This is a genomic window from Chryseobacterium vietnamense, assembly GCF_031454475.1.
In the GTDB taxonomy this organism is placed as follows: Bacteria; Bacteroidota; Bacteroidia; order Flavobacteriales; family Weeksellaceae; genus Chryseobacterium; species Chryseobacterium vietnamense.
Map to the genome: position 1 here is coordinate 35,990 of NZ_JAVDQX010000002.1, position 26,224 is coordinate 62,213.

Consider the following 26,224-nt stretch of genomic DNA (forward strand, 5'->3'; position numbering starts at 1 on the left):
TTTTTAGTTTGAGTATAATAACTGTAAACTATCCAGATATCAATAATATTCAATTTCTCTCACCCATTTATAAAGATCTTTTCCGTCCACATTCTTAATCATTTCTATCCAGTTTTTTTGTTTGTCAAACTTATATTTGAAAGTTATTAATTTAGGAACTATGTTTTTATCTTCCATCCCGATTTTATTAAGGTAAGTCATATTGGTGATATAATTACCTTTATATTCAAATCGGATATCATGCCAAATATTATTATTGTAGTGTGCTGTTGTTCTTTCTAATTTTTGATCTTTGGTATAAGTATAAGTGATTGACATGGGTTTTTCATAATTACCATCTTTTTCTTCTGTGATTATTTTACCGTTTTCAAGTATAGTATAATAATGGTACTTTCCATCTTTAATTTCAGCTTTCTGTATTAGATTTCCGGATTTATCATATTCGTATTTCATATGCTTGCTTAAAAATATTTTTTTGTTTTCATAATCAAGTTTATGATCGAAAGATTTTTCTTCAATTACACGATATTGATTATCATAAATTTTTACACGATTTAGTTTCTTATGATAAATAGAATCTTTAACCTCAGTATAAGAACGCTCACCTACCTTTTTCCAAATATCATTTGTTATTGTAAAAATACTGTCTGTTCTTGTTAGAGTATCAAATTTAGTTATATACAGAGGTTTGAAATTTTCAAGATTGCTTATGTATTTTTCCATAGGCTTATCTTTAATTTTGTAATAGGCTTCTTTAAATTTTACGGTTTTATTATTTCCGTTGTAAAAATAATGATAAGAGATTTCGGAGTATTTGTTTTTCCTTTTTTCTTCAATTAACCTAGTAAGACTATCAAATGTATAATCATAATTATCAACAATTTCTCCTGATTTGTAATACCATGTTTCTTTTGTTATATTCCGGTTTTTATCATAGTTAGTTTCATTATTTATATATCGGCAGAAATCTGTTTCAAACCATGTCTCCCGCATTCTGCTTCTTAGGTTTTTGGGAATCATGATTACAGCATGTCCATATTCACCATCACCCTTCATAAAGGTAAATGGACCAGAATCGTTTAGAAAAACTACGTATTCTTTTACGAATTTAGGTTTCCCCAAAATTGAATCTTTAATGACCTGAGAAGATGAAAATATAGATGAAAAAATAAGAAAAAGTAGTAGAGCTCTCATTATTTGTGATATTATTAAACTGGAATATTACTGTTTTGTGAAAATTAAATCCTTTGTTTCAGGAAGGTAAATTTTTATATCTGTTCCCAGAGGACACTTGCTATCATCAAGAATAATATCATTAGGTCGATATTCCCATGAAATTTGTGTAGAACTAATTTTTTTTAATTCAATACTTCCCCAGCTCTTTGATGCAAATCTCGCTGAAGAATTATAAGAGCGTTGTTGAGAAGAATCTTCTGTAGAGAATTCTTCATTCCGGCAGCACCATAAGGTAGACAGAATGGTAAGCAGAAAGCATAGCCGTAAAATAGCTTTTTTCATCACTGGCATTTAGTTTTTATGATGTTAAATATATAAAACTTTTATAACTCGACAAATGTGTGAATAATAAATCAAAATACTATGGTGAAACATTACGGATTTCCTTATTTATACTTCCTTTCCGAAAGGTAAATGTGTGATTTTGGAGTAGCTTTACTCAGGCAGTCCTGGGTTGAAAATAAAAAATATCAGAATTTTTCAAAGTTTTTTTATTTTTGATGTAATAGATAAGTAATGGCAATTGTCTTACCTATAAGAAACAAAACTCATGACCCAAGAAACTTTCAAGAATACGGTGTTTATTCTCAAAGACGAGATGTATCGTTTTGCGAAGCGGTTTGTCATGAGCAGTGATGAAGCGGAAGATGTAGTACAGGATCTCATGATGAAGTTTTGGCAGAAGAGGGATGAGCTTGAGCAATTCGGGAATTTTAAATCCTATGCGCTGAAGTCTGTCCGGAACGAATGCCTGAACCGCCTGAAGCATCATGATGTAAAGATCGGCTTCGCGGATATGCAGCTTCATCGCTCGGAGCTTTACAGTATGGAAGTTGATAACCTTAAGGAACATATTGTAGGATTTATCAATCAGCTCCCCGAAAAACAGAAGATGGTCATCCACTTGAAAGATGTAGAAGAGTATGATGTTTCCGAAATTTCTGAAATGCTGGAAATGGAGGAAAATGCAGTAAGGGTAAACCTGATGCGTGCGAGACAAAAAGTAAAAGAACAAATCTCACAACTGATGAGCTATGAAAAAAGATCAATTACAAGATAAATACAACGAAGTCTTCCGGGAAATTAAGGAAGAAAAAATGGACTGGAGTTTTGAAGACTTTCTTCAGACTGCAGAAGGTGCGGAACCTGAACAGAATATGGCCCCTATTATACCATTGGAAAAAAAGAAACCCTCTTTTCCGAAATGGTTCTGGATGGCGGCCAGTGTAATACTGGTTTTTGGTATCGGCTTATTTCTTAATTATAATAATTCCAGGACAGCAGATGCCCAGGACAGAGAAAAACTGGTAAAAGATGAAATCTTAAAACAGAAATCCGGATTTATTGAAGAAAACAGTGATCATCAGGAACAGGTTGCAGTGAATCATACAGACTCTATTTCCGGGGTGAAAAAAGATTCTGTTTTTCAGGACAACCCGGTGGCAGAAAAAGATGTTATGGACGAAATTCTGCCAAAAAGAGGAAGACTTAAAAAGGAAAGAAAACCTAGATACGTGGATAATTCTTCCTACCGGAACAGTAGAAATATAAATGACTCTGCTTCTGCATACGATGACTCATATGTTATTGTAAACGGCAAGAGAATCAGCAGTGAAAAAGAAGCCATAGATGTTGCCAAATATTCCTTTATGAAATTAGGAAACGAATTTAAAAAAACAGTAGCATCTTCTCAAAAAAATGAAAATCTTGACAGCGAATACTAAAAATCAGAACAATCCCATGAAAAAAATATTTTTTATAATAGCCGTAATGCTAAGCAGCTTTGCAACTTATTCTGCACAGACTGAGAAATTAGACAAGCTTTTTCAGGATTTTGAAAGAAAGGGAAGAGTGACATCCATCAATATTAAAAAACCGATGTTCAAGCTACTGAATACCATTGATGTAGATGATGCTTATATCGGAAAAATAAAACCGATTCTGAACGATGTAGATGGACTTAAAATTTTAATTATCCCTAAAATTACCTTTCCGGATCGTTTAAAAGATGAGAATCTTGCCAATATAAAAATGAACGAGGATAAAACGGCGAGAATAAACGATGCCTTAAAATCATTAAACTTTAACGAGCTGATGTCTATGAGCAGTGATGGAACTTCTATGAAATTCCTGGCTGAAGATGAAAAAGATAACTATCTTGAAAATCTGGTGTTCAATGTAGACTCCAAAGAAGAAAATATCATTTTTATTCTGAATGGAAAAATGAAACTGTCGGATGTTAATAAAATCATTAATTCCGGCGAAACAATTACCTCTTCTGTGACAAGCTCGGTAAGAAGTGACCTTACATCAGGAAATACATCTTCTTACTTGAATGGTGATAACAGAAATGTTGGTGAGTTTTCAAAAATAGATGCCAGTGTGGGAGTAAATGTTACCTTCAAGCAGGAAAATAGCAGGAGTGTAAAAGTGATTGCAGATGCAGATAAACTTCAATATGTAATCACCAAAGTGGAAAACGGAGTGCTGAAAATATATGTGGATAATAAAGGAGTTCGAAATCTGAGATTTAAAAACCTTAATGTTAATGTTTCAGCTCCCGGTATCAGTGCTATAAAAACATCGTCAGGAAGTGTCTTTACAGCAGTGAACCCTGTTACAGAAAGCAGCCTTGCAATCGAAGCAGAATCTGGTTCTATTATTAAAGGGACATTCAAATTGAATGAAAATGCTGCCATAGCAGTAAACTCAGGTTCAGTAATAGATATTGATATTAAAACACCAAAGCTGGCATTAGATACTTCCAGCGGAGCAAGTATTAGCTTATCAGGAGAGGCAGCCTCTGCCGTAATTGATGTCAGCAGCGGAGCTTCTTGTAAAGCTGATGATCTTAAAATCGCAACAGCAGTAGTAGAATCTACCTCAGGAGCAAGTATTTCTTTACTTGTTACAGACAAGTTAAAAGTAAGTGTTTCTTCAGGAGCCGATGTAAAACTGAAAGGGAACCCTGAGCTGGATGCTAAAGTGGACAAAATTTCAGGAGGAAGCTTGAGACAAATCAAATAAAAAAACTAAACTATGAAGACTCTTAAAAGCATTTTCCTCGCTATCTTGACAGTGGCTATGCTTCAATCATGTATTGTTTCAGAAAAACCGAACATAGATTTTTTTCAGAATTCAAAATATGACTTCAAGGGAGCACAGTTTGCAAGTATTAATGTACCCATGGTTTTGGCTAAGTCTTATATTAAGAAAGCCTTGAGAGAAGAAGGAGAAAGTGAAGAGACCATAGATCTGGTGAAGAAAGCTTCCAAAATAAAGGTTCTTACTGTAACCAATGGAAATGAGGAAATGCTTAATGACTACGCTCAGTTTTTGAATCATAATCATTATGAAGAGTGGGCCAGCATAAAACATGACGGAGATGATATCAACATCAGAGTAAAACAGGATGGGGAGACCATTAAAAATCTGCTGATTACAGTTGGCTCCAAGAAAAATGACATAGTATTCGTAGATGTGAAAGGAAACTTTACTGCCAGTGATATTTCAAAAATGATTAATTCTGTTTCTGATAAATAATCATACTCTTTCAAACATTCAAACCGGATGAAACTGAAAACCTCGTCAAATAGACCTTCAATGTTCATATTTAACATATATATAAAGTAGTTTCATACTCATTCAATTATTTTGTACCGTAACCGTTCTGACAAAAGGACGGTTTTTTGATTTAAGTTATTGATTATTAATTTTTATTTAAACTATCAAAAAGGATTTTCATATCTCACTAAAATAACCTAATTTTGCAAAGAAAGTAAAGATGTCTATTCATAACAAAATTGTAGAGACAGCCATCACTTTCGATGACGTTCTTCTAGTCCCTTCTTATTCAGAAGTTTTACCTAACCAGGTTTCATTAAAATCAAGACTTACCGACAAAATCACGCTGAATGTTCCGATAGTTTCCGCTGCGATGGACACTGTTACTGAAGCTGATCTGGCAATTGCTTTAGCAAGAGTCGGAGGGTTGGGATTTATCCACAAAAACATGACAATCGCTGAGCAGGCAGCTCAGGTAAACCGTGTGAAACGTTCCGAAAACGGAATGATCTCTGATCCGGTTACTCTATCTAAAGATCATACTTTAGGTGAAGCTAAAGATCTTATGTCAAGGTATAAGATTTCCGGTCTTCCGGTAGTAGATCCCGATAATGTCCTGATCGGAATTATTACGAACAGAGATGTAAAATATCAGGAAAATCTTGATATGAAAGTAGAAGAGATTATGACCAAAGATAATCTGATCACTTCAGATAAAGATACCAACCTTGAAAAAGCTAAAGAAATTCTTCTTAAAAACAGAGTTGAAAAACTTCCTATCGTAGATAAAGATAATAAACTTGTAGGTCTAATTACCATCAAGGATATCGATAATCAGTTGGAATATCCTAATGCTAATAAAGATGAAAATGGTCGTCTTATCGTAGGAGCAGGAGTAGGAGTAGGAGAAGATACATTAACGAGAATTGAGGCTTTAGTACAGGCAGGAGTTGATATTGTAGCAATTGATTCTGCACATGGCCATTCAAAAGGAGTTTTAGATAAAATTTCAGAGATCAGAAAAGCATATCCTAACCTTGATATTGTAGGAGGGAATATTGTAACAGCAGATGCCGCAAAAGATCTTATTGCAGCAGGAGCAAACGTATTGAAAGTAGGTGTAGGACCCGGATCGATCTGTACAACCAGAGTGGTTGCCGGAGTAGGAGTTCCTCAGCTATCTGCCATTTATAACGTTTACGAATATGCTAAATCTCAAAATGTAGCAGTAATTGGTGACGGAGGTATCAAACTTTCCGGAGACATTGTAAAAGCTATCGCCAGCGGGGCAGGTGCTGTAATGTTAGGTTCACTTTTAGCAGGTACAGATGAAGCTCCGGGAGAGGAAATTATTTTCCAGGGAAGAAAATTCAAATCTTACCAGGGTATGGGAAGCCTTTCAGCAATGAAGAGAGGTGGTAAAGAAAGATATTTCCAAAGTGAAGCTAAAAAATTCGTTCCAGAAGGAATTGAAGGAAGAGTTCCGCATAAAGGAAAACTGGAAGATGTTATTTTCCAGTTGACAGGAGGTTTGAGAGCCGGAATGGGATACTGTGGTGCAAAAGATATTGAAACGTTACAAAGAGATTCAAAATTGGTTATGATTACCGGAAGCGGATTGAAAGAATCTCACCCGCACGATGTAATTATTACACAGGAAGCTCCGAATTATTCTTTGTAAAATTATAATTCATTTTAAATATGAAAAACCGCACAATTTGTGCGGTTTTTTTATTTTATGATTTTGTTTTAATGGTTTGATTGATAGGGTGTTAATTTTAAATTTCCGATTTTTAGAATTATCTATTTATGTATATTTTCATTTATTTATTGATTATATTGTAAATAAATTTACTCCTAATTGGTTTGATGTTAATTTTATTTTCAATTTAAATGTAACAATAGTTAAGTTTTTTCTACTAACTGTAATGAAATTTTAATTTTATTGCTTGTTTTTAGCTGTGAATATCACAGGTAGGTATGTAAACGCAGTAAATTTGTAAATTGTTTAATTTTTTAAATTAGTAAAATGAAGAAAACTATCCTTTGTGGGGCTTTGTTACTATCCCTTTCAGTATCTGCACAGCAAAAAAAAGATTGGTGTGACTTTGATAACGAACAGAGAGTACACCAAAAACAGAATGCGGAAATTGATCAAATGATTCGCAATATCCGTAACAAAATTATTAGCGGTAACCAAAATACGACTGCTAAAAATGCAAGTGCATACAAAATTGTAAACGGAGTTTATGAAATTCCTGTAGTAGTACACGTAATAACACCTACTGGTGCGGCTATTGGTACTGCTTACAATAAGAGTGATGCACAGATTCAGGCTTGGTTGGATCACTGTAATCAAATGTATGCAGGGACTTACCAGTGGACTCAGGGAGTTCCGGCAGATTTTGGTAGTGCTGCCACAATGCCGATTAAACTGGTATTGGCTAAAAGAGACCCTAACTGTAATGCCACTACAGGGATTGTTCGATATAACGGAGGAAGTCTTACAGGATATGATACTTATGGAGTAAAACGTAATGGCGCTAACGGAGTTACTACAGCACAAGTAAAAACTATTGCTCCACACTGGCCGGAAGCATCTTACTTCAACATCTATATTATGAATAAAGTAGATGGTGGCGGTACATATGGTATCATGGGATGGGCAGGATTACCTCAGAACCCTGATTCTTCTTATGAATCCTTTATGAAATCTTTTGTAGTTACACTACAGGATGATATTACTCTTGCACACGAATTTGGACATAGTATGGGATTACTTCATACTTTTGGAAATGTAAACCCGGATGCACCACAAGGAGATACCACTACTAATTTCTGCCCACCAACCACTGGTAACTGTGAGAATGATGATGACCAGGTTTGTGATACAGAAAGATCAAGAAGTTTGCTGAACGATCCGGCACCTACCAATAATGATATGAATTATTGTTCAGGAGTGAATTATCAGGGAGTACAGTATAATATGATGAACTACACAAATCCATCAGCATTTAAATTTACCAATGGGCAGCATGATAGAGCAGCTCTTTATTTCTTCCTGATGAAAGGAGGGCTAAGTACTTCATTGGGAGCAACAGCTCCGTCTGTTGGAGCAGCTATTGGAACTCCTATTGCTGCGGCATGTAATCCAACAGGTATTACTACACCAAGTAACTATTTCGTAGGCCCTACTTTAGTAAAACTCGGAAATATTAATAATGCATCAACAGGATATTGGCAAAGTGCTGCTAATTTCTATGAAGATTATACAGGAGCTAGCTGCTTAAGAGCAACATCAACTGAACTTTCTGCTACGGGAACTCATAACCTTCAGGTGAATGTATCAGATTCAAATAATGATATAAGAGTGTGGATCGATTATAACAATAACGGAACCTTTGAAGCTTCTGAGCTTGTAGGTTCAGCGGATAATATTATTGCAGATCCAGTTACTTTAATTGGTACTTACAGTACTACGATTACAGCTCCTGCTTCAGTAGTATTGAATACTCCACTAAGAATGAGAGTTCTTGTAGATGATGAGAATACCAACATGACACCTTGTGGACAATTGAAATATGGGCAGGTTGAAGATTATACTGTGAAATTTGTTACCAACTTGGGAACAAGTGAAGTGAAAGCCGATAATGGTGATTTAACAGTTTATCCTAATCCGGTAGCAACCGGAGATAAAATCTTCATTAAAGCTAAAAATGGTAAAAACCTAAAAGTATCTATTTCTGATATGTCAGGAAGATTGGTATCAAGCCCATCTGTAACTGAAGAAGGAAATGGCGTTTTCAAAGTAGACCAGCAATTAGAAAAAGGAGTTTATATGATTCAGGTTTCTAATGGAAAAGACAGCAAGTCTTCTAAACTGATTATTAAATAAACTGATCATCATTTAAATAAATCTAAATGTCTCCATCTCAATGGGGACATTTTTTTATTCAATCTTCATGTATTTAAATCTGGGCTTGATCACTTTATTTAAAAATTGCCCTTTGGATCTTGCCTCCTTAAACTTTTCAATAATGTCAGACGGAACTTTAAAATAATCATAAACCGCTCCTGACTGATATATAATTCGTAATATTTCAGTATCCGGGAAATAAATGAAATGATGTACAACACTTGATGGCATATTCTGATTGATACAAAAAATGTTCCTTACCATGAAAAATTAAAGCTTCCGGAAATTCCGAAAGCTTTAGTAATTAATTTCTTAAAATACAATAATGCTCTATTTTTTCACGAATTTAAATTGATGCGTTTGAAAATTTCGGGTATTTATTTTTAATACATATCCACCAGGAACCAGCTTTGAAACATCAATCCTGGAATCAAACATTTCCGATTTTACAAGACGTCCGTCAATAGTGTAAATCTGGAAAGATAGCCCGTTGTCAATACCGGAAATATTTATAAAATCGGTAACAGGATTAGGGAAGATCTGAATTTTGCCTTTTGAAAGTTCCGAAGTCCCCAATGTTGAGGTCTGTACATCACCTGTCATAGTGGAATTGACCGCAGTAAGGTTTCCCCCGCATTGTCCGTTAGTCATTGTTGTATTTTCAACCCAGGTTCCAATATTGTTACCCGGAGGTATCGGGACAGAATTGTTACCTGTGGAGTTGTAATAAATCAGATAAGGAGCTGTAAAAGTTCCGTTTCCTTCATCACCGAGAAATTCCCATCTTGTAAGAGCGTTGTTCCATTGAATTTTAAATTCGCAGGTACCTAATCCACTACAATCCTGCCCGCCATCAACAGGAGTAGTCATATAGATGTTCTTACTGAAGGCATCTACCCCGGTTTTGTTAAAGACGTACGTATTAGGCGGGCTGTCAAACAGATTTGGACATCCGCTGAAAGTTATTGTCTGCGCGAAAGCTGAGCTTCCCATAGCAAGACATAATAAGTAAAGAATTTTCATAACGATTAGTTTTGTGATGGAAAGACTCCTGCCAATGCAATGATGCATTTCAGGGTAATAAAAGGAGGTCTGTTTTCATGAGGCTGACTTCCTCCGGTGTTTCCTACCATTGTGTTTTTCATCGTAGTATTAGCCGCCGCGTCGGAATATTCTTTGTCAAGAGTTTTGGTGTCTGCAGGAAGGCTGTTGGTAGGTGAGTTTTGATTTCCTTCCGCTGTTACCGCATTTATTGTGTGGTTATGAGCCGGCATTTGTGTTATCAGTAATGTTACACTTTCAGTTCCGCCGATTTCTCCCATAGTGTAGTTCGTTGGCCCTCCCGGAGCTTGTCCGTTATGAACGAGTACTCTTCCTCTCATGTCAGGTAAAGCAAATGTAGTGGTTCCGTTTCCTCCATAAGTGGTTCCCAGCAATGAAAAAAGTGCTTGATTTTGCGCGATGGGCAGAAGTTGCCCATTACATTCTGCCCAATATTTTGGAGCAAAATTATAAGGTACAAAGGCTATTTGCCCTAAAAATGGTTCTGATGCCTGTGCTTTTAGGGCAGGAGCAAATGCACTGCCTATCAGCAGTGTACATGCAAAAATTAAGTTTTTCATGATAGCAAGAATTTTAAGTAGTATAAAATTAGAAAATATTTTACATAAAATACCTTATTAAAAGAAAAACCTTTCGTTGTATATCGAAAGGTTAGATTTTATTTATTGAAAAATTATTTATTATAGATTTTTTCTCTAATGTTTAGAAGTGGATGCTCTAGGGAATGATCACTTTAATTTTTCAGATTATCTTTAAAATCGTCAATTCTGAAATCAGTCAGGGCATTTCCTTTTTCAATTTTTTCTTTGGAATACAATCTGAAATCGTTTTCTGTTTTTTCTAAAAGATAATCATATGGTCCTATATGAGAGATCAGTTTTACCAGAACCGGAGAAATTTCAAGACAGATAAACAATCCCATGATAAAAGCGGCTGCAAGTCCGATAATGGCAGAATTTTTACCAAGTTCATCCAATGCCTGAAGTCTTGCTGCAAAGCCATTGAACTTATCTTCAAAAGTTTCTGTAGATTTTCTTTCCGTTTCCAGATTCGTGTATACCTTGGATATTTCTTTATCCAGATATTCCAGTCTGGGAGCTGCTTGTTTCTGGTAATTTTCCAGATCCAGTCTGCGCTGCTCCTTCAGTTGCTGCTTACGTTTTGCATTGGGCCCATAACCTTCTTTTCCACTGGTTAATCCAGATTGTTTACCCAGAATCTCTTTTTCAAGCTCTACGGAAGCAGAATCATAAGACTGTTGGTACTGAGCAATTTTCCCTGAAATCTGCTGCTTTTCTGTTTCAAATGGACCACTTTGTTGAAGAATCCTGCCGTTCATTTCACCCTGAAGCTGTTTTTTATTTCTTTGAATAATAGTATTCAGCTGTTTGTTGACCTCCTTTTCAAAAATTTTAAGTTCTAAAGGTTTGGAAATAATAATTCCCAGGAATGTAGCAAGGATAAGACGTGGAATAGCCATTAAAATCTGATTCCACCATGTTCCCGTTTTTTTGATGGAAGAAACAATATAACGGTCAAGGTTGAATATCATCAGACCCCACAGAATTCCAAATCCTACAGCTGCCCAGATATTATCGAATACTGTATACATCGCATAGCCTGCAGACAAAGTGGCGAATACTGCAGTGAAAAGGACAATACCTCCAATGCCGGAAAACTTATTCCATTCACTTGGAGTCTTTCTTAAAATATGGATGTTCCCGCCTGAACATACCATCAGAAACTTTTGGAACCAGTTTATTTTATGAGTCCCTTGATTTATAGTTTGTTGGTTTGTTTTCATAACTGAAAATTTATACAAAGGTAGTACTAAAAATCATACCAATGTAAAAGATAGTATTATGTTTTACCAAGTAATTGTCTGTGTTTATGTAAGGTGCTGCTTTTTAGAGGGTTAATTTTTATTTTGAAAACGAGCAAGAAGAATTGGAAAACTATTTCAATCTGTCCGGATTTTGTTTCAGGAAACTTTCCCATCCGGAATAGGATTTCGTATCGGTTATTGTTCCTGAATTAAAATGATGACATACTGCTACGGCAAGACCATCGGAAGCATCCAAATATTTTGTAGGGAATTCCTTTAATTTAAGAAGGTTTTGAAGCATTCCTGCTACTTGTTCCTTACTGGCGTTTCCGTTTCCGGTGATCGCCATTTTGATTTTTTTTGGAGAATATTCTGTAATCGGGATATTTCGGTAAAGACTGGCGGCCATAGCAACACCCTGAGCACGGCCCAGTTTCAGCATACTCTGAACGTTTTTTCCATAGAAAGGAGCTTCAAGAGCAACTTCATCAGGGTGAAACTCATCAATAAGAGAAAGGGTTCTTTCAAAAATATACTTCAGCTTGGTTTCGTGATTGGGATATTTTTTTAAGATGAGCTCGTGAATAGAAACCATCTCCATTTTTCCTTTTTTTACGGAGATGATACCAAATCCCATTACTGTTGTCCCCGGGTCAATTCCTAAAATTATTTTCTCTGAAATCATTGCTTCAAAGATAGCAACTTTCTATGTTTTTTAAATGGAAAAAGTATTGACAATGATTTTAGTTTATGTTTAAAATTTTAATATCTTTAAATAAAAATGATCATGAAAAATGTATTTAACGTATTTATCGTTCCTGTTTTTCTCTTTTTTGGTGTTCAGGAGAGAAATAATTTAGTTCATAATAAGCGTTCGGAAACTTTGACAACGAAGAGCGAACGGATTATTTATTTGTTTTTCAAGGCAGATAAAGATCAGTCTGGAAATGCAAAAATTACTCTGCAGAGTACTAAAATTGTAGATGGCAGATTAAAACATATGCCTCCATTTGAAAGAAGCAACATCCGTAAGGGTGATCTTGTGATTACATTAGCAGGAGCTGATGGGAAAGAAGTAGGAAAACAACTTGTGAAAGACCCTTTTAATCCTGAACTGGAGGTGTATGAAAAAGAAGGAATATCAAGACATAAAGCTTCCCTTCAAAATACTGAATTCAGTGCCAGGTTTTCTTATTCTGAAAATGTACAGTCAGTAAAGATTGAAAAAGCAACTGATGATGGTTCACAAGTAATATTCACTCAAAAACTATAATCATGAAAAAAACTTTATTATCCCTTTTAATTGGAAGCAGTTGTTTTGCACAAACATTCGAAACCGTTCCGCTTTTACAGAATGGAGACAACAGTAAGCGGATTGTTATTGCAGTGTTAGGTGACGGATTCACCTCTGCACAGCAAACTGCCTTTACAACATCAGCTCAGAATACAATTAATTATCTTTTTACAAAAAGCCCTTATACTGAATATAAAAATTACTTCAATGCCTATGCGGTAAAAGTGATTTCCACAGAATCAGGAGTGAAGCATCCCGGAACTGCAACTGATGTGGCAGAGCCTGTAATTCCCGTAACCAATCCCAATAACTATCTAGGATCTACGTTTGATGTAGGAGTCCACAGGTGTATATACAGTAATACAACCAATAAAGTAGGACAAGTTTTGGCAGCCAATATCCCGGACTATGATATTACTTATGTACTGGGTAATTCTACAGAATACGGAGGTTGTGGAGGCACTTATGCTTTTGCTTCGCTCAATGGATCTTCCAATGAAATTGTAGTGCATGAGCTGGGACACTCATTTGGTAAGCTGGCCGATGAATATTGGTTTTCAGGTTCACTGGAATCTCCCAACAAAACACAGAATTCTAATCCGGCCACGATAAAATGGAAAAACTGGGTAGGATTAAATGGGGTAGGTGTGTATGCCCATGCTGAAAGTCCAAGCTGGTTCAGACCGCACCAGAGCTGTGAAATGAGGTACCTTAACCAACAGTTCTGCTCTGTATGTAAAGAGGCAATTATTGAAAGGATTCATAGTCTGGTTTCCCCTGTAGATTCTTATACTCCGGCCAATAATACAACCGTTGATGCTACATCAAATATTACTTTCACAGTTAACGAAATTCTTCCTATTCCGAATACTCTGGTCAATTCATGGAGCTTGAACGGAACGGGCCTCGGAGCAACAGGAAATAGTATTACAATAACTCCAGGGCAGCTTAATAACGGAAATAATACTTTGACATTTTCGGTAGTTGATAACAACCCACTTTTGAAAGTAGACAATCACAGTACGCTTCATGTTACCAATGTTTCATGGACTCTGAGTAAGTCAACGCTTAAAATTTCAGAAGTAAAAGCTGAAGAGCGTCGTTTGAGTATTTATCCTAACCCAACAGACGGAGAAATTTTCATTAAAGGAAAACAAGGTTTTTCAAAAGAGGTAAAAGTAGAAGTATATGATGCTTCAGGAAAGCTTATTCCATCCAGGTTTGAACTGAATGATTCTGCAATAAAGGTTGATATTAAAAACTATCCGGCAGGTACTTATCTGTTGAATGTAAAAGAAAATAAAAACCTGATTATTTCTCAGAAAGTCATTAAAGAATAAATAAATGAAACGAAACCGGCTCCAGCAGCCGGTTTTATTTTTTCAGTTTTTTCTCTGCGATAGGGATCCACTGGCCATCATGACGAAGAAGTACTATTTTATCAACTAAGAACTTAGTTTTATATTCCCTGTTTTCATATTTTTCCCAGGCTTTAAGATAATTTTCCCAGGTCAGATCTCTGTATCCTACAGTCATATGCGGGTGAAAAGAATACTGAGCAAAATTAAAATACTCCTTTACCCTATGATAAAGCTCTGTTAATTGAATGTTTTCTTTTGGCTGAATGTAAAGTACAGGATTTTTAGGATTGGGAAAGCTTCCGAAGCCATCCAGTTCCATTTCAAAAGGTGTGATTTCCGTGTTGATCTTCTGAAAAGCAATATGAATATCCTCCTCTAATTCAATTTCTCTTGAAAACGGAGGAAAGAGTGTAATATGTGCTTCATTTTTCAAAGCCTTGGAATTGGCATAGTTTGTTGCCAGATCTTTTTTAAATACTTTTATATCTTCAATAATCTCCTGAGGAGGATAAACCGCAATGAAGTACATTTTTTTCATTCGGCAATTTAAAAAGTTTTGTATTAAATTTACATGCATAAGAAAATTATGCATATGTTTGCAATGTATATAAATCATTCCATGAAAAAGAATAGTCTTTATAAAGGTACCCTGCAGAATATTATTTTGAAGCTCCTCTCAAAAGAAGTTAAAATGTATGGGTATCAGATTACTCAAAGAGCGAAAGAACTTACTCTTGGTGAGCTTGAAATGACAGAAGGGGCACTCTATCCATTGTTGCATAAACTGGAAAGCGATGAAATGATCACTTCCGAAATTCAGAAGATTAACGGGAGAGACAGGAAATATTACCTGTTGACAGAAAAAGGCAAAAAACAACAGGCAGAACAGGAGACTGAGATGAAAAGCTATTTACTTAACCTACAGACAATATTCAATATATGATCACCGAATTACAGGAAAATAAAATTACGGATTATCTGATCACTCAGGAGCTGTCCTTAGATATTCTGGTGGAAATCAGAGATCACATGATCAGCCAGATTTCAGATATTCAGTTTAATGAGAATATCAATTTCGAGGAAGCTTTCTTAAAGGTAAAAGAATCCTGGGATGGCGAGTTTAAGATGGTTAATTACCTGTTATTTTATCCCACTAAAATTCCTTTGATTGCTAAAAGAATTATTCAGGAAAAATACAGCAGCCTTTTCAAAAAATCTTTGATGATAGGTGTTCTGGCATTTGGTGTTAACCTTATATTGATTTTTTTGGCAGGAAATCAGGAGGACTATAAAATACTTTTCAGACTTCTTAATGGATCATTTGTATTGACAACCATATTGATATGGATTTTTAATTATAAAATCTGGAAATATATAAAAGCAGACTTTAAATACAAAGGAAAATGTCTTTATACCATGTATCAGCAGAATCTCGGATTAATGGTTGTATGCACCACTTCTATGACGCAGGTAGCATTGAAGAGCGGAGATTATGCTTACCAGTTTTTCAGACAACAAAATTATACAGATGTTGTTGGAGTTCTGGTGACTCTAGTTCTTCCTTTCGTATTGCAGGTATCTCTTGCTTTTGCGGTATTCAGTTTTCTGGAACATAAAAAGAACCTTGTAAAAATGCAGGAATTTCTGGATCCGGCATAGAAAATTACCAGTAAACTAATGCTTTGGTCTAAGTTGTGTAAGTGTATTCTCCAGATGATCAGTGATCTTTTTTACTTCAATATGAGGTCTGAAGATCGCACCTTTTCCTTTTTCCTCATCAGCAATATTCGAAAGAATGATTATGGATGTTTTGGTGTCCGGATAATAAATATTTAAAGAGGGAGAACCTTTTACATAACCACTGTGGAAATAGGAATTAGGCTGGCCGATATTAAGCATGATTCCGTAAGCATAACCCATTTTTCCAAATGTAGCATGATGCCTTTCTGCGCTTTTGGCCATGAAAAGTTTCAATGTTTCAGGTTTCAAAATTTTTCCGCCGTACAGTGCATTATTCCATGAGTGAAGATCCTGAATGGTAGAAAGTATTCCACCGGCAGGCGTTCCGATTTCTGGTCCTCCTAATCTTTTCGGCATATTGGGAACCTCTGAGAATTTAACAGGAGTACCAACATAAGCACTGGCAAAATTATGACCTTTAAAAATATCTCCTGTTGAGGAATGAGTCATCCCTGCTTTTCTAAAAAGTTCCAATACATTTTCATGATAAGATTTTCCAGAGACTTTTTCCACAATTTTTCCAAGTGCATTGAAGCCATCATTGGAATAATAGAAATCTGTTCCGCTTTTGAACATCAGCTTTCCACCCATAAGATTCAATCCGGAAGTATGGTTTAACAGTTGATGAATCGTAATATTTTCATATTCCCTGGTCTGAAATTCTTTCAGGTATTTTGATGCCTTATCGGTTACATTAAGTTTTCCCTGTTCCATCTGAAGCAAGACTAAAACAGCGGTGAATTGTTTGCTCACAGATCCGATCGCAAAAATGGTATTGCTGTCAATTTTAGTTTTTCTTTTAAAATCTGAGTATCCGTTTTCCCTTCTGTAAAGTGGGATAGAATCTTTAAAGACGGCAATACTTCCATTGAAATGATATTTTTTGAAAGCAGAATCAATCTGTTGCTCTAAAAGTGTTTTCTGAAAAGCAACAATGGTTGAATCAATGATAGCTTTTTTATCAACCGGGGCAATTTTTGAAACCTCAGTTGTGGTACAGGAAGATAAAAAGCAGAAAAAGGACAGGAATAATAAATTTTTGATCACAGGTGTTGTATTTTTAAATGATGATTGATATTCTTAAAGATACTAAAATATCCTGAAGAGCAGTAAGGGAAGCAAATTGCGTGCTAATATAGGCTGGCGGATCAAGTTAATATAAATTTAATCAGTCTTTGTATCATATTTTATACTCTAACCGGAAGTGCCGTCGAAAAGAGAATACATTGAAAAAGCCTGTGTCAGAAATTTACAGGCTTATTTTAATACCAGGTCACTGAACCAGAAAACATATTCGCTATCTTCTTCTTCAGGGCTTGTTTTAGGTTTGGGATAAGTCTTTTTCACGGTTTCCCCGATTTCGAACTGAATCGGATTTTTGAAAATGGGCCCATCAAAAGTAAAGGTGTGAAATTCTCCGTTTTCTCCGCATGGATCTACATTTTCAGGAAGGTCATCAATGAATTGCTGATCAATAATTCGTCCGGCAAAACTTTTATCCAGATAAGTTCCATTTACACAGGTTACAATGGTTTTAAAACCAAGATCTAAAAATTCATGGATGAGGTTGGATGTATCTTCTTTCCACAAGGGAAATACGGCTTTCATACCGACAGTACTTAATTGGTCTTCTCTGTATTTTCGCAGATCTTCCAGAAAAATATCACCGAAAACGGAATGGGTAATACCGTGAGCTTGAATTCCGGCCATTGTTGTACTCATAATTTGCTGATACTCTTCCATTGACGGTTCTTTAAGAAGCTCCATTTTAATCAATGGAATTCCGAGGCTTTCCGCTTGTCTTTCTAAAAGCGATACATGAACTCCATGCATGGAAATCCGTTGAAACTCCTTATTAATGCTGGTAAGCAGTGTGGAAATCTCATATTGATCCTCCTGTAGTATTTTGTAAAGAGCCAGGGAAGAATCTTTTCCGCTGCTCCAGTTGAATAAAGCTTTTGGTTTCATTGTAAAAATAAAAATCTCCCAAAAATAGGGAGATTTCATGTATTTATAAATTATAATGATTGTATCTGTAGATTACATATTTCTTCTGTACTTACCACCCACTTCAAATAAAGCGTTGGTAATTTGTCCTAAAGAACAGTATTTCACTGCATCCATCATTACTTCAAATAAGTTTTGCTGGTTGATGGCTGCATGCTGAAGTTGTTTCAGAGCCTCTTCAGATCTGCTGTCATTTGCTTGCTGGAAGTTATGAAGAGATTCAATCTGTGCCTGTTTCTCTTCCTCCGTAGAACGGATAACTTCTCCAGGTAAAACTGTTGGTGAACCGTCTTTTCCTAAGAAAGTATTTACTCCGATAATCGGATATTCACCTGTATGTTTCAGCCATTCGTAATGCATTGACTCTTCCTGGATTTTTGAACGCTGATACATCGTTTCCATCGCTCCAAGAACACCTCCTCTTTCTGTGATTCTGTCAAATTCTGCATATACAGCTTCCTCAACAAGATCCGTTAATTCTTCAATGATAAATGATCCCTGAAGCGGATTCTCGTTTTTAGCCAATCCTAATTCTTTATTGATGATTAGCTGGATTGCCATTGCTCTTCTTACAGACTGCTCGGTAGGAGTCGTGATTGCCTCATCATAAGCATTGGTGTGAAGTGAATTACAGTTATCATAGATCGCATAAAGCGCCTGAAGAGTTGTTCTGATGTCATTGAAATCAATTTCCTGAGCGTGCAGAGAACGTCCTGAAGTCTGGATGTGGTATTTCAGCATCTGGCTTCTTTCGTCAGCCCCATACTTTAATTTCATGGCTTTTGCCCAGATTCTTCTTGCTACACGTCCGATGACAGAATATTCAGGGTCAATACCGTTGGAGAAGAAGAAAGATAGGTTGGGAGCAAAATCGTTGATATCCATTCCACGGCTTAAGTAATATTCCACGTAAGTGAATCCGTTAGCCAGTGTGAATGCCAATTGGGAAACCGGATTCGCTCCTGCTTCAGCAATATGATATCCTGAAATGGAAACAGAGTAGAAGTTTCTTACTTTTTCTCTGATAAAATACTCCTGAACGTCACCCATCAATCTCAGGGCAAATTCCGTAGAGAAAATACACGTATTCTGAGCCTGGTCTTCTTTTAAGATATCTGCCTGAACAGTACCACGAACCGTAGCAATCGTTTTAGCTTTAATTTCTGCATATACATCGGCAGGGATTACTTCATCACCGGTTAATCCTAAAAGCTGTAGTCCTAAGCCATTATTGGATGGAGGAAGTTCACCGTTATATTTTGGCCTTTCTAACCCCTTATCGTCAAATTTTTCTTTAAGCTTAGCTTCTACTTTAGCTTCTAAACCGTTTTCTTTGATATATTTTTCAACATTCTGATCGATGGCAGCATTCATAAAGAAAGCCAGTAGCATCGGTGCAGGACCGTTGATCGTCATTGAAACTGAGGTTAGTGCATTGACAAGATCAAATCCGGAATATAATTTCTTCGCATCATCTAATGTTGCAATAGAAACTCCCGCATTCCCGATTTTACCATAAATATCCGGTGGTAAAGCAGGATCCTGACCGTATAACGTTACAGAGTCAAATGCTGTAGATAAACGTTTTGCAGGCATTTCTGCAGAAACATAATGGAATCTTCTGTTGGTTCTTTCAGGACCTCCTTCTCCTGCAAACATCCTTGTTGGATCTTCACCTGTTCTTTTGAACGGATAAATACCTGCAGTATAAGGGAAGCTTCCCGGAAGGTTTTCCTGGCCTTTCCATTTGATCAGATCTCCCCAGTCATTGTATTTTGGTAATGCAATTTTTGGAATTCTCAAGTGAGATAAAGATTCTGTGGATGTTTCCACTTTAATTTCTTTTCCTCTTACGTAATAAGAATAAAACTCGGCATGGAAAGCCTTTTTCGTATCGTCCCAAGTCTTTAAGAAGTCGATGTTATCCTGTTGAAGCTCTTTTTCTGCCTTTTGGTATTCAGCATCCAGAACTTCATTCGAAATGATATTTTTAACGCCTTCAATATGATACATTTTTCTGGCTAACTCAGCCTGCTTTTCAATATTGATGTCGTATTGTTTGTTGTTTTCAACGATTTCAGAAAGGTAACGGACTCTTTTCGGAGGAATAATGGTTACTTCTTCTGTAACTTCCTGTTCTACAAAAGTTTTTAGATTTAATTCAGAGAATTTATCATTTACTTTTGATACTAATCTGTTGTATAATTCTGTTGTCCCGTGATCATTAAACTGAGAAGCTTTGGTGGCATATACCGGCATATCATCTAACGGGCTTTCCCATAGTAAATGGTTTCTCTGGAACTGTTTTCTTACTGCCTGAAGAGCATCCAGTGCACCACGTTTGTCAGATTTATTCAATGCTACCAGATCCGCATAGTCTAACATGTCGATTTTTTCCAACTGTGTAGAAGCTCCATATTCAGGAGTCATTACATACATGGAAACATCTGCGAAATCGGAAACTTCCGAACCAGACTGCCCGATCCCTGAAGTTTCAAGAATAATAACATCCGGATGAGCCAGTTTCAGTACATTCAGCGCAGAGTGAATGAAAGGAGAAACAGAAACGTTATTTTCTCTGGTTGCCATAGAACGCATATAAACTCTTGGATCATTGATCGCGTTCATACGGATTCTGTCTCCCAATAAAGCACCTCCTGTTTTCTTTTTCGAAGGGTCGATGGAAATAATAGCGATTTTTTTATCGGTATTTGAACGTAAGAAACGTCTTACCAGTTCATCTGTTAAAGAAGATTTACCCGCACCTCCGGTACCTGTAATACCAATAATTGGAATGGTTAAATCTTTGGATTTTTCGTCGATTGCCTTTACAAGCTCAGGTTTTTCTTCTGAAAAGTTTTCAACGGCTGAGATGATTTGTGCAATACTTGACGGGCTTTCAAAGCTGATATCATCAAGATCTTTTGCGGTAACATCTTTTCCGGTAGCGAAATCTGATCGGTGTACCAAATCATCAATCATACCCTGAAGCCCAAGCTCACGGCCGTCATCCGGAGAATAAATTCTGTCAATTCCGTAAGACATAAGGTCTTTGATTTCTTCCGGAAGGATTACACCGCCACCGCCACCAAAAATTTTGATCTGCGGAGAATTCTTTTCTCTCAAAAGGTCATAGATATATTTGAAATATTCGTTGTGACCTCCCTGATATGAAGTTAATGCAATAGCATTGGCATCTTCCTGGATAGCTGTATTTACAACTTCCTCTGCTGATTTATCGTGTCCTAAGTGGATCACTTCGCATCCTGTTCCCTGAATAACACGACGCATAATATTGATCGCAGCATCATGCCCATCAAATAATGAGGCAGCAGTTACGATTCTTACCTTGTTGGTTGGAGTATATTTTTGGGTTTCCATAAAAATTCTAGAAAGTTTCTAAGTTCTCAAATATAGTAATAAAATGAAAACCCTGTTGCGTGTATTAATGTTGTGATTTTCAGTAATTTGTGATAATTATTTTTTTGCTCCGAAAGACTTTGTTAGAGGTAAGGTCTGTATTTTACAGATTATTACACTTTTCTGTAAAAATATAAATGTCAGCAGATAAAGTTCCGCTGACATTTTTCTATTGTATTGCCTTGTAGTTTGTTTTTTATTTCAGGGGAAACTATCTGTATTACTTTTTTTCTGAGAAAAGAGTTTTTCTTTTGCTGTCCAGTCCCCAGTTTAATCCTAAAAATGTAATAAGATTATTCTTGTCACCATAATTTTTTCCGAAAGCAGCATTGATATACACACTGTCAGATACTTTATAGTTGATGATTCCGTTGGAACGGTAGGTGTTATCCAGATCGCTGCTTCTGTAAATGAATTCATAGCCAATAGAGAATCTGTTGTACACGAGTTCTATTTTGCCACCAAAATCATAATTATCAGTTCTGCTGAATCCATTGGCAACATCATAAACTGTTTTATCCTGCATGTATCTTGCAACAGCGTAGAAATTCAATCTTTTCTCAATTTTTGATGCGTCTGTGGTGGAAGCTTCTTTGATGATTACTTTTGATTTTTCATTGTTTTCATCTTCTTTTTTCTTCGGAGTTTTTGTTCTTTCCAGATTGATCCCGGAACTCATGGTCATCCAGAATCCCAATTTTCCAAACTGATTATTCTTGAACTGATTATCTAAAAAGAAAGTACTGTAGGCAGAAGCAACATCTAATTGAAAAGCAGGTTTTTCATCAAGGTATTTCTTATAGTTTTCAGTTTCCGTTTTGTAATAATCGGTGACAAATTTTTCTAATGCCCTTGCTCTCCTCTCATTTTTTTCATCTGGGCTGGCATTGGATGTTTCTATATCATTATACTCCTGTGATCTTTCAAACTCTTTTTGAATATCAGTTAATTGTTTTGATATATTGGCGTTTGACTTCGTAATAGCCTCTATGTTTTTTTTATTCCTTATTTTAAATACGGTGGTTCTTAAAGAAAAAGATACCGAAGGGTTTTCCGTGTCAAGATCTTCAATTTTATAATTTCTCAGAAAGGCAAATGAGACAGAAACGTTTTTTGCTTCACTGAAAATGTTGTTTTTATACTCATAACTATTATCTGGTTTTTTAATGCTTTTAATGCCGGCATACTTTAAAGCATCCATTTCCGTCAGAGGAAATAAATGGGTAGGGGTGAGTTCTACAGCATAGGCATTGGGAAGACCGTCATTTTCGCTGAATGAATTGACAATACTGGTCATGAAAGCTTTTTTTGATTTGGGGGTTTCCAAATCTGAACTTGCCAAACCGAGAAGCATTACACTGGGAGCATTGGAAAGTTCCAGTTTGTTTAACTCTGCACTGATTTCTTTACTTTGAGCAAACAATAATGTCATATTGGATATCAGTGCTGCTACTATTAAGATCTTTTTCATAGCTCAACTTTTATGTATTTATAAACACCATAGATAAACTTACCGGATAAATCATCAGTTGTTTTACCTTCAAAAGGATTGAAATGAAAATTCCTGGAAGGAATCTGAGGGAATTCAAACTTTATCCTGCACGTATTGATCAATATCTGCAGATGGTTCACCTGCATATTAATATTGAAAGAAGTCGCGAAAAGTAAATGGTCTGATGCTAAATCTGCTTTTGGAATAGTAAAAGAAAATTTATCGTCATTTAAATTGTTATCATCTATTCTCTTTCCATTAATGATAAAATGCGGGTCGCCAAATTGTGTATTGGCACTGATAATTACATTCACTTCAACATTATTTTCTTTAAAGTGTGTGATTTTTACTGTTTTTTGAGGGATTTTTTTCATGTCTATTGACTTTTGGGTTTGTGAATTTCAGCTATTAATTCTATTTCAAATGTATAATTTGTGATATTTGTATGCAATTACCTTTTTGGGTGATATTGTATTGTTTTTAATGATACTGTCAAATTATCCTGATGTACAATAGCAGCATGTGGTTCAATAATTAATTAGTTCCAAAGATTCTGCACCACAATTAAATTCTTTATTTTTGCAGCATATTTTTACAGACATGCAAAAAGCGTTGATATATTTCACATTGGGAACTGTAGTAAGCTTCCTGATTAATTATTTCTTTTTAAGTTCAGAGAATATTGGTTTAGAGTTCTATTATGCTATTGCTTTTGGTGCAGCCTGGGGCATTGCTTATTATCTGGATACTCCGAATTTTACGTTAGCTAAAAAACTGGGACTATCTTTCGTAGTGATGGCTATTCTGGTTGTGGCAGGTACTTTAATTTTTAAACTTGAACTTGCTATTCCATCCATTCTGAAGTTTTCCATGGTGTTTGTCGCCTATTATGTAATAGCAAGTTTTAGGGCAACTAAATCATTAAGAAAATAAATAAAAAGAGGCTTTTCAATGTGACAGCCTCTTTTTTATTAATGAATCATCATGAAACTTATTAAGGCAAGCCCTAGAAGTAAAAACATGAATGCCATAAAATTAATAGTGAATAGTATCATTCCGACAATAATGCTTACCAAGCCATGGGCACGATAAACCCGCCTGTGAGCAATAAAGAAATAGGCCATAGTATATAATAGCAGGAAGGATATTATTAAATATAAAATAGTATTCAGCGGCCAGAAATCTGTGAGGCCTGTCAATTTGAAAAGTAGGAATATGAATAAAATGGTAAGCAATAAAAATGAGAAGTAATGCAGAGTGAAAATTCCGTGATCAAAGTACCACCATTTTTTCTTACTGTGGAAGATCCACAAAAAGAACGCGAAAAGAGGAAGGTAAATAAAAAGTGCTTTGGGAAGATTATGGAAAGACTTTTCTATCATCCCGGCAATAATCTCCTTTTTCTTTACACCCTTTTCTTTTAGTTCAAAGAATTTGTGAACAATGGGAGCTTCAATAAAACCGAGAGATGATGGGTTTTTGGCTTTAGCAGAATCATAAGCCTTCCTGGTTTTATATTCTCCAAAGCTAACGTCCGGATCTATTTTTTTGTCCATGTCAATGATGTCTTCTATTTCAGAAGAGTCAGGAACTGCTTTTATTCCTTCAATGGCAAGAGAGTCTTTTTCAGTAAGGTGTTTTTTGGCTTGTATACTGTCTATCAGCTTTTGTTTTTCGACAGGTTTCATGACTTTTAAAAGGCTGGTCTTACTTTTTTCTGCAATATTTCCCTCTTTCGCAGAACCTATATCAACCATAGGAAACAGGGCAAAAACAAAAAATGTAATAAAACTGACAAAAATATAAAGCTTCACAGGAGGCACGAATTTTTGTCTTTTCCCTTCAAGATAAGTGTTCGTTAGTCTGCCGGGTTTAAATAACAAATTTTTTACGGTCCCCCAGAACTGACCGTCATAGTGCGTAAAATCTTCAACGAAATGGGTAAAAAGAAAATAAAAGGGCTGTCGTCTTTCAGTATTTTCCTGTCCGCAGTGAGGGCAGAACCTTTCTTCAACCTGATGCCCGCAGTTCAGGCAGGTTTTGTCTTCTCTTAGTTTTCCGTGGCTCATGAATTATGGAATATGATTAACGCAAATATAATTATTTCAATGAAATTATAGTTATATCCAGGTATTTTACGGAAATCTTTAAAGTAAATTTAATAAAAGAAAGAGTTGAGGGAATAAACTCTTTGCTGTTTCATTGGTGTTTTTAGAATCTTCGAAGTGTTTTTTTCATCGGCTCATCAGTTCGCAAGATCTGTGCCAAAAGTATAAATAGTGTTAAAATCTATTGATAGCGGGGTGTAGCACGAAGATTATATAGATTAAATGAAATATGTTTTTTGGTTACGAAAATAATTTGTACCTTTGCACACCCTTTTAGGGGTAAATTATGTTTAATCTTTAACTAAAACGTGTGAATACATTAAGTTACAAAACTGTTTCAGCGAACAAAGCTACTGCTAATAAAGAATGGGTTGTGGTAGACGCTGAAGGACAGCCGTTAGGTAGATTAGCTTCTACGGTTGCAAAGATTTTGAGAGGTAAGCACAAAACGAATTACACACCTCACGTAGATTGTGGTGATAACGTAATCGTTTTGAATGCTGGGAAAATTACACTTTCCGGAAACAAGTGGGCTGATAAGACTTATATCTGGCATACAGGATATCCTGGTGGACAGAAGTCTATGACTGCGGCTGAACTTCAAAAGAAAGATTCTTTAAAGGTATTAGAGAAATCTGTAAAAGGTATGTTACCTAAAAACAGATTAGGAGCTGCTATCCTTAAGAACCTTTACTTATATGAAGGAACTGAGCACAAACATGAAGCTCAACAGCCAAAAACAATTAATGTTAACGAATTTAAATAATTAATTATGTCTATAGTTCACAAAATCGGAAGAAGAAAAACTTCTGTAGCGAGAGTTTATGTAAAACCAGGTTCTGGTGTTATTACAGTAAACGGTAAAGATGCTAAAGAATATTTCTCTACAGACGTGATGGTTTACAAATTAAACCAACCGTTTATCCTTTCTGAGACTGTTGGTCAGTATGACGTTACCGTAAACGTATTCGGTGGTGGAAATACAGGTCAAGCAGAGGCTATCAGATTAGGTATTTCTAGAGCTTTATGCGAAATCAACGCTGAGTTCAGATTAGCATTGAAGCCAGCTGGTTTACTTACAAGAGACGCAAGAATGGTGGAAAGAAAGAAGCCAGGTCAGAAAAAAGCAAGAAAGAGATTCCAATTCTCAAAACGTTAAGATTTCTCGTTGGCAGATGGCTTATGGCTACTGTCTACAG

27 protein-coding genes are annotated in these 26,224 nt (G+C 35.9%); 13 read left to right on the top strand and 14 right to left on the bottom strand.

The genetic code is table 11. From position 1 onward, the window contains the following. Positions 1–39: 39 nt before the first annotated feature. Together J2786_RS09415 and J2786_RS09420 are read right to left on the bottom strand one after the other, a co-directional pair. Positions 40–1,194 carry a hypothetical protein gene (locus tag J2786_RS09415; RefSeq protein ID WP_047435727.1) on the bottom strand — a complete coding sequence of 385 codons (1,155 nt, stop codon included), beginning with the start codon at positions 1,192–1,194 and terminating at the stop codon, positions 40–42. 27 nt (positions 1,195–1,221) lie between these two features. Then, on the bottom strand, positions 1,222–1,518 hold the full coding sequence (locus tag J2786_RS09420; RefSeq protein WP_156121604.1) for a hypothetical protein: 297 nt from the start codon (positions 1,516–1,518) through the stop codon (positions 1,222–1,224). 268 nt (positions 1,519–1,786) lie between these two features. On the opposite strand from J2786_RS09420, the gene J2786_RS09425 reads away from it, so the two are divergent. From J2786_RS09425 to J2786_RS09450, 6 genes are all read left to right on the top strand, one after another. Continuing rightward, entirely contained in the window at positions 1,787–2,296 is a 510-nt protein-coding gene (locus J2786_RS09425; protein WP_002976192.1) for a GFO_1088 family ECF-type sigma factor, read from the top strand. After that, entirely contained in the window at positions 2,271–2,960 is a 690-nt protein-coding gene (locus J2786_RS09430) for a hypothetical protein (protein WP_047435721.1), read from the top strand. The genes J2786_RS09425 and J2786_RS09430 overlap by 26 nt, the downstream gene beginning before the upstream one ends. 16 nt (positions 2,961–2,976) lie before the next feature. After that, positions 2,977–4,263, top strand: a complete 1,287-nt coding sequence (locus J2786_RS09435) for a DUF4252 domain-containing protein (protein WP_047435933.1) — start codon at positions 2,977–2,979, stop codon at positions 4,261–4,263. A 12-nt stretch (positions 4,264–4,275) separates the two neighbouring features. Then, complete coding sequence (locus tag J2786_RS09440) at positions 4,276–4,779, top strand: DUF4252 domain-containing protein (RefSeq protein WP_047435718.1); 504 nt, start codon at positions 4,276–4,278, stop codon at positions 4,777–4,779. Positions 4,780–5,020: 241 nt separating this feature from the next. Continuing rightward, positions 5,021–6,481, top strand: coding sequence for an IMP dehydrogenase (gene guaB / locus J2786_RS09445; protein ID WP_047435716.1), 1,461 nt, complete (start codon positions 5,021–5,023; stop codon positions 6,479–6,481). A gap of 348 nt (positions 6,482–6,829) precedes the next feature. Further along, positions 6,830–8,695 (top strand): GEVED domain-containing protein, encoded by a 1,866-nt coding sequence (locus J2786_RS09450; protein ID WP_047435713.1) that lies wholly within the window; start codon positions 6,830–6,832, stop codon positions 8,693–8,695. Between the two features lie 54 nt (positions 8,696–8,749). Here the strand turns inward: J2786_RS09450 and J2786_RS09455 are convergent, their stop codons facing one another. From J2786_RS09455 to ruvC, 5 genes are all read right to left on the bottom strand, one after another. Beyond that, the gene (locus J2786_RS09455; protein WP_310024930.1) at positions 8,750–8,980 is read right to left on the bottom strand and encodes a KTSC domain-containing protein; all 231 of its coding nucleotides are present in this window, start codon (positions 8,978–8,980) and stop codon (positions 8,750–8,752) included. A gap of 66 nt (positions 8,981–9,046) precedes the next feature. Next, entirely contained in the window at positions 9,047–9,739 is a 693-nt protein-coding gene (locus J2786_RS09460) for a T9SS type A sorting domain-containing protein (protein ID WP_047435707.1), read from the bottom strand. A 5-nt stretch (positions 9,740–9,744) separates the two neighbouring features. Continuing rightward, entirely contained in the window at positions 9,745–10,338 is a 594-nt protein-coding gene (locus J2786_RS09465) for a phage tail protein (RefSeq protein WP_082002042.1), read from the bottom strand. A gap of 173 nt (positions 10,339–10,511) precedes the next feature. Next, positions 10,512–11,582, bottom strand: a complete 1,071-nt coding sequence (locus J2786_RS09470) for a DUF4407 domain-containing protein (RefSeq protein ID WP_047435704.1) — start codon at positions 11,580–11,582, stop codon at positions 10,512–10,514. A gap of 151 nt (positions 11,583–11,733) precedes the next feature. Next, positions 11,734–12,288, bottom strand: a complete 555-nt coding sequence (ruvC, locus tag J2786_RS09475; RefSeq protein ID WP_047435701.1) for a crossover junction endodeoxyribonuclease RuvC — start codon at positions 12,286–12,288, stop codon at positions 11,734–11,736. 102 nt (positions 12,289–12,390) lie between these two features. Between ruvC and J2786_RS09480 the strand changes: the two genes are divergently transcribed. Then, positions 12,391–12,876 carry a hypothetical protein gene (locus tag J2786_RS09480; protein WP_156121602.1) on the top strand — a complete coding sequence of 162 codons (486 nt, stop codon included), beginning with the start codon at positions 12,391–12,393 and terminating at the stop codon, positions 12,874–12,876. Positions 12,877–12,878: 2 nt separating this feature from the next. Next, positions 12,879–14,237, top strand: coding sequence for a peptidase M64 domain-containing protein (locus J2786_RS09485; protein ID WP_047435696.1), 1,359 nt, complete (start codon positions 12,879–12,881; stop codon positions 14,235–14,237). A 34-nt stretch (positions 14,238–14,271) separates the two neighbouring features. On the opposite strand, the gene J2786_RS09490 is transcribed toward J2786_RS09485, so the two are convergent. Then, positions 14,272–14,796, bottom strand: coding sequence for a 2'-5' RNA ligase family protein (locus J2786_RS09490; RefSeq protein ID WP_047435693.1), 525 nt, complete (start codon positions 14,794–14,796; stop codon positions 14,272–14,274). An 81-nt stretch (positions 14,797–14,877) separates the two neighbouring features. On the opposite strand from J2786_RS09490, the gene J2786_RS09495 reads away from it, so the two are divergent. After that, complete coding sequence (locus J2786_RS09495; protein WP_047435931.1) at positions 14,878–15,201, top strand: PadR family transcriptional regulator; 324 nt, start codon at positions 14,878–14,880, stop codon at positions 15,199–15,201. Further along, positions 15,198–15,917 (top strand): hypothetical protein, encoded by a 720-nt coding sequence (locus tag J2786_RS09500; RefSeq protein ID WP_052187146.1) that lies wholly within the window; start codon positions 15,198–15,200, stop codon positions 15,915–15,917. The genes J2786_RS09495 and J2786_RS09500 overlap by 4 nt, the downstream gene beginning before the upstream one ends. Positions 15,918–15,932: 15 nt before the next feature. Here J2786_RS09500 and J2786_RS09505 read toward each other — a convergent pair whose 3' ends face one another. The 5 genes from J2786_RS09505 to J2786_RS09525 all read right to left on the bottom strand — a co-directional run bounded on the left by J2786_RS09505 (position 15,933) and on the right by J2786_RS09525 (position 23,291). Continuing rightward, positions 15,933–17,045, bottom strand: a complete 1,113-nt coding sequence (locus J2786_RS09505; RefSeq protein ID WP_047435690.1) for a serine hydrolase domain-containing protein — start codon at positions 17,043–17,045, stop codon at positions 15,933–15,935. A gap of 210 nt (positions 17,046–17,255) precedes the next feature. Then, positions 17,256–17,966 (bottom strand): Dph6-related ATP pyrophosphatase, encoded by a 711-nt coding sequence (locus J2786_RS09510; protein ID WP_047435929.1) that lies wholly within the window; start codon positions 17,964–17,966, stop codon positions 17,256–17,258. Between the two features lie 72 nt (positions 17,967–18,038). Continuing rightward, on the bottom strand, positions 18,039–21,386 hold the full coding sequence (locus tag J2786_RS09515) for a methylmalonyl-CoA mutase family protein (RefSeq protein WP_047435689.1): 3,348 nt from the start codon (positions 21,384–21,386) through the stop codon (positions 18,039–18,041). 259 nt (positions 21,387–21,645) lie between these two features. Continuing rightward, positions 21,646–22,896, bottom strand: coding sequence for a hypothetical protein (locus tag J2786_RS09520; protein WP_047435686.1), 1,251 nt, complete (start codon positions 22,894–22,896; stop codon positions 21,646–21,648). Then, positions 22,893–23,291 (bottom strand): hypothetical protein, encoded by a 399-nt coding sequence (locus J2786_RS09525; RefSeq protein WP_047435683.1) that lies wholly within the window; start codon positions 23,289–23,291, stop codon positions 22,893–22,895. The genes J2786_RS09520 and J2786_RS09525 overlap by 4 nt, the downstream gene beginning before the upstream one ends. Before the next feature lie 205 nt (positions 23,292–23,496). On the opposite strand from J2786_RS09525, the gene J2786_RS09530 reads away from it, so the two are divergent. Next, entirely contained in the window at positions 23,497–23,850 is a 354-nt protein-coding gene (locus J2786_RS09530) for a hypothetical protein (RefSeq protein ID WP_310022440.1), read from the top strand. Positions 23,851–23,888: 38 nt separating this feature from the next. On the opposite strand, the gene J2786_RS09535 is transcribed toward J2786_RS09530, so the two are convergent. Beyond that, a complete protein-coding gene (locus J2786_RS09535; RefSeq protein WP_047435677.1) occupies positions 23,889–24,986 on the bottom strand; it encodes a DUF3667 domain-containing protein in 1,098 nt (365 codons plus the stop codon). Positions 24,987–25,335: 349 nt separating this feature from the next. Here J2786_RS09535 and rplM point away from each other — a divergent pair, with 349 nt between their 5' ends. Further along, positions 25,336–25,791 (top strand): 50S ribosomal protein L13, encoded by a 456-nt coding sequence (gene rplM / locus J2786_RS09540; RefSeq protein WP_002976217.1) that lies wholly within the window; start codon positions 25,336–25,338, stop codon positions 25,789–25,791. A gap of 6 nt (positions 25,792–25,797) precedes the next feature. Next, positions 25,798–26,184 (top strand): 30S ribosomal protein S9, encoded by a 387-nt coding sequence (gene rpsI / locus J2786_RS09545; protein WP_002976218.1) that lies wholly within the window; start codon positions 25,798–25,800, stop codon positions 26,182–26,184. The last annotated feature ends 40 nt before the right edge of the window (positions 26,185–26,224 follow it).

Coding starts and splice junctions, on each gene's coding strand:
- J2786_RS09435 (WP_047435933.1), top strand. CDS start 2,977: ATGAAAAAAATATTTTTTATAATAGCCGTAATGCTAAGCAGCTTTGCA.
- J2786_RS09425 (WP_002976192.1), top strand. CDS start 1,787: ATGACCCAAGAAACTTTCAAGAATACGGTGTTTATTCTCAAAGACGAG.
- J2786_RS09465 (WP_082002042.1), bottom strand. CDS start 10,338: ATGAAAAACTTAATTTTTGCATGTACACTGCTGATAGGCAGTGCATTT.
- J2786_RS09430 (WP_047435721.1), top strand. CDS start 2,271: ATGAAAAAAGATCAATTACAAGATAAATACAACGAAGTCTTCCGGGAA.
- J2786_RS09415 (WP_047435727.1), bottom strand. CDS start 1,194: ATGAGAGCTCTACTACTTTTTCTTATTTTTTCATCTATATTTTCATCT.
- J2786_RS09440 (WP_047435718.1), top strand. CDS start 4,276: ATGAAGACTCTTAAAAGCATTTTCCTCGCTATCTTGACAGTGGCTATG.
- J2786_RS09535 (WP_047435677.1), bottom strand. CDS start 24,986: ATGAGCCACGGAAAACTAAGAGAAGACAAAACCTGCCTGAACTGCGGG.
- J2786_RS09460 (WP_047435707.1), bottom strand. CDS start 9,739: ATGAAAATTCTTTACTTATTATGTCTTGCTATGGGAAGCTCAGCTTTC.
- guaB (WP_047435716.1), top strand. CDS start 5,021: ATGTCTATTCATAACAAAATTGTAGAGACAGCCATCACTTTCGATGAC.
- J2786_RS09515 (WP_047435689.1), bottom strand. CDS start 21,386: ATGGAAACCCAAAAATATACTCCAACCAACAAGGTAAGAATCGTAACT.
- J2786_RS09470 (WP_047435704.1), bottom strand. CDS start 11,582: ATGAAAACAAACCAACAAACTATAAATCAAGGGACTCATAAAATAAAC.
- J2786_RS09520 (WP_047435686.1), bottom strand. CDS start 22,896: ATGAAAAAGATCTTAATAGTAGCAGCACTGATATCCAATATGACATTA.
- J2786_RS09485 (WP_047435696.1), top strand. CDS start 12,879: ATGAAAAAAACTTTATTATCCCTTTTAATTGGAAGCAGTTGTTTTGCA.
- J2786_RS09490 (WP_047435693.1), bottom strand. CDS start 14,796: ATGAAAAAAATGTACTTCATTGCGGTTTATCCTCCTCAGGAGATTATT.
- ruvC (WP_047435701.1), bottom strand. CDS start 12,288: ATGATTTCAGAGAAAATAATTTTAGGAATTGACCCGGGGACAACAGTA.
- J2786_RS09450 (WP_047435713.1), top strand. CDS start 6,830: ATGAAGAAAACTATCCTTTGTGGGGCTTTGTTACTATCCCTTTCAGTA.
- J2786_RS09500 (WP_052187146.1), top strand. CDS start 15,198: ATGATCACCGAATTACAGGAAAATAAAATTACGGATTATCTGATCACT.
- J2786_RS09480 (WP_156121602.1), top strand. CDS start 12,391: ATGAAAAATGTATTTAACGTATTTATCGTTCCTGTTTTTCTCTTTTTT.
- J2786_RS09510 (WP_047435929.1), bottom strand. CDS start 17,966: ATGAAACCAAAAGCTTTATTCAACTGGAGCAGCGGAAAAGATTCTTCC.
- rpsI (WP_002976218.1), top strand. CDS start 25,798: ATGTCTATAGTTCACAAAATCGGAAGAAGAAAAACTTCTGTAGCGAGA.
- J2786_RS09455 (WP_310024930.1), bottom strand. CDS start 8,980: ATGGTAAGGAACATTTTTTGTATCAATCAGAATATGCCATCAAGTGTT.
- J2786_RS09525 (WP_047435683.1), bottom strand. CDS start 23,291: ATGAAAAAAATCCCTCAAAAAACAGTAAAAATCACACACTTTAAAGAA.
- J2786_RS09495 (WP_047435931.1), top strand. CDS start 14,878: ATGAAAAAGAATAGTCTTTATAAAGGTACCCTGCAGAATATTATTTTG.
- J2786_RS09420 (WP_156121604.1), bottom strand. CDS start 1,518: ATGAAAAAAGCTATTTTACGGCTATGCTTTCTGCTTACCATTCTGTCT.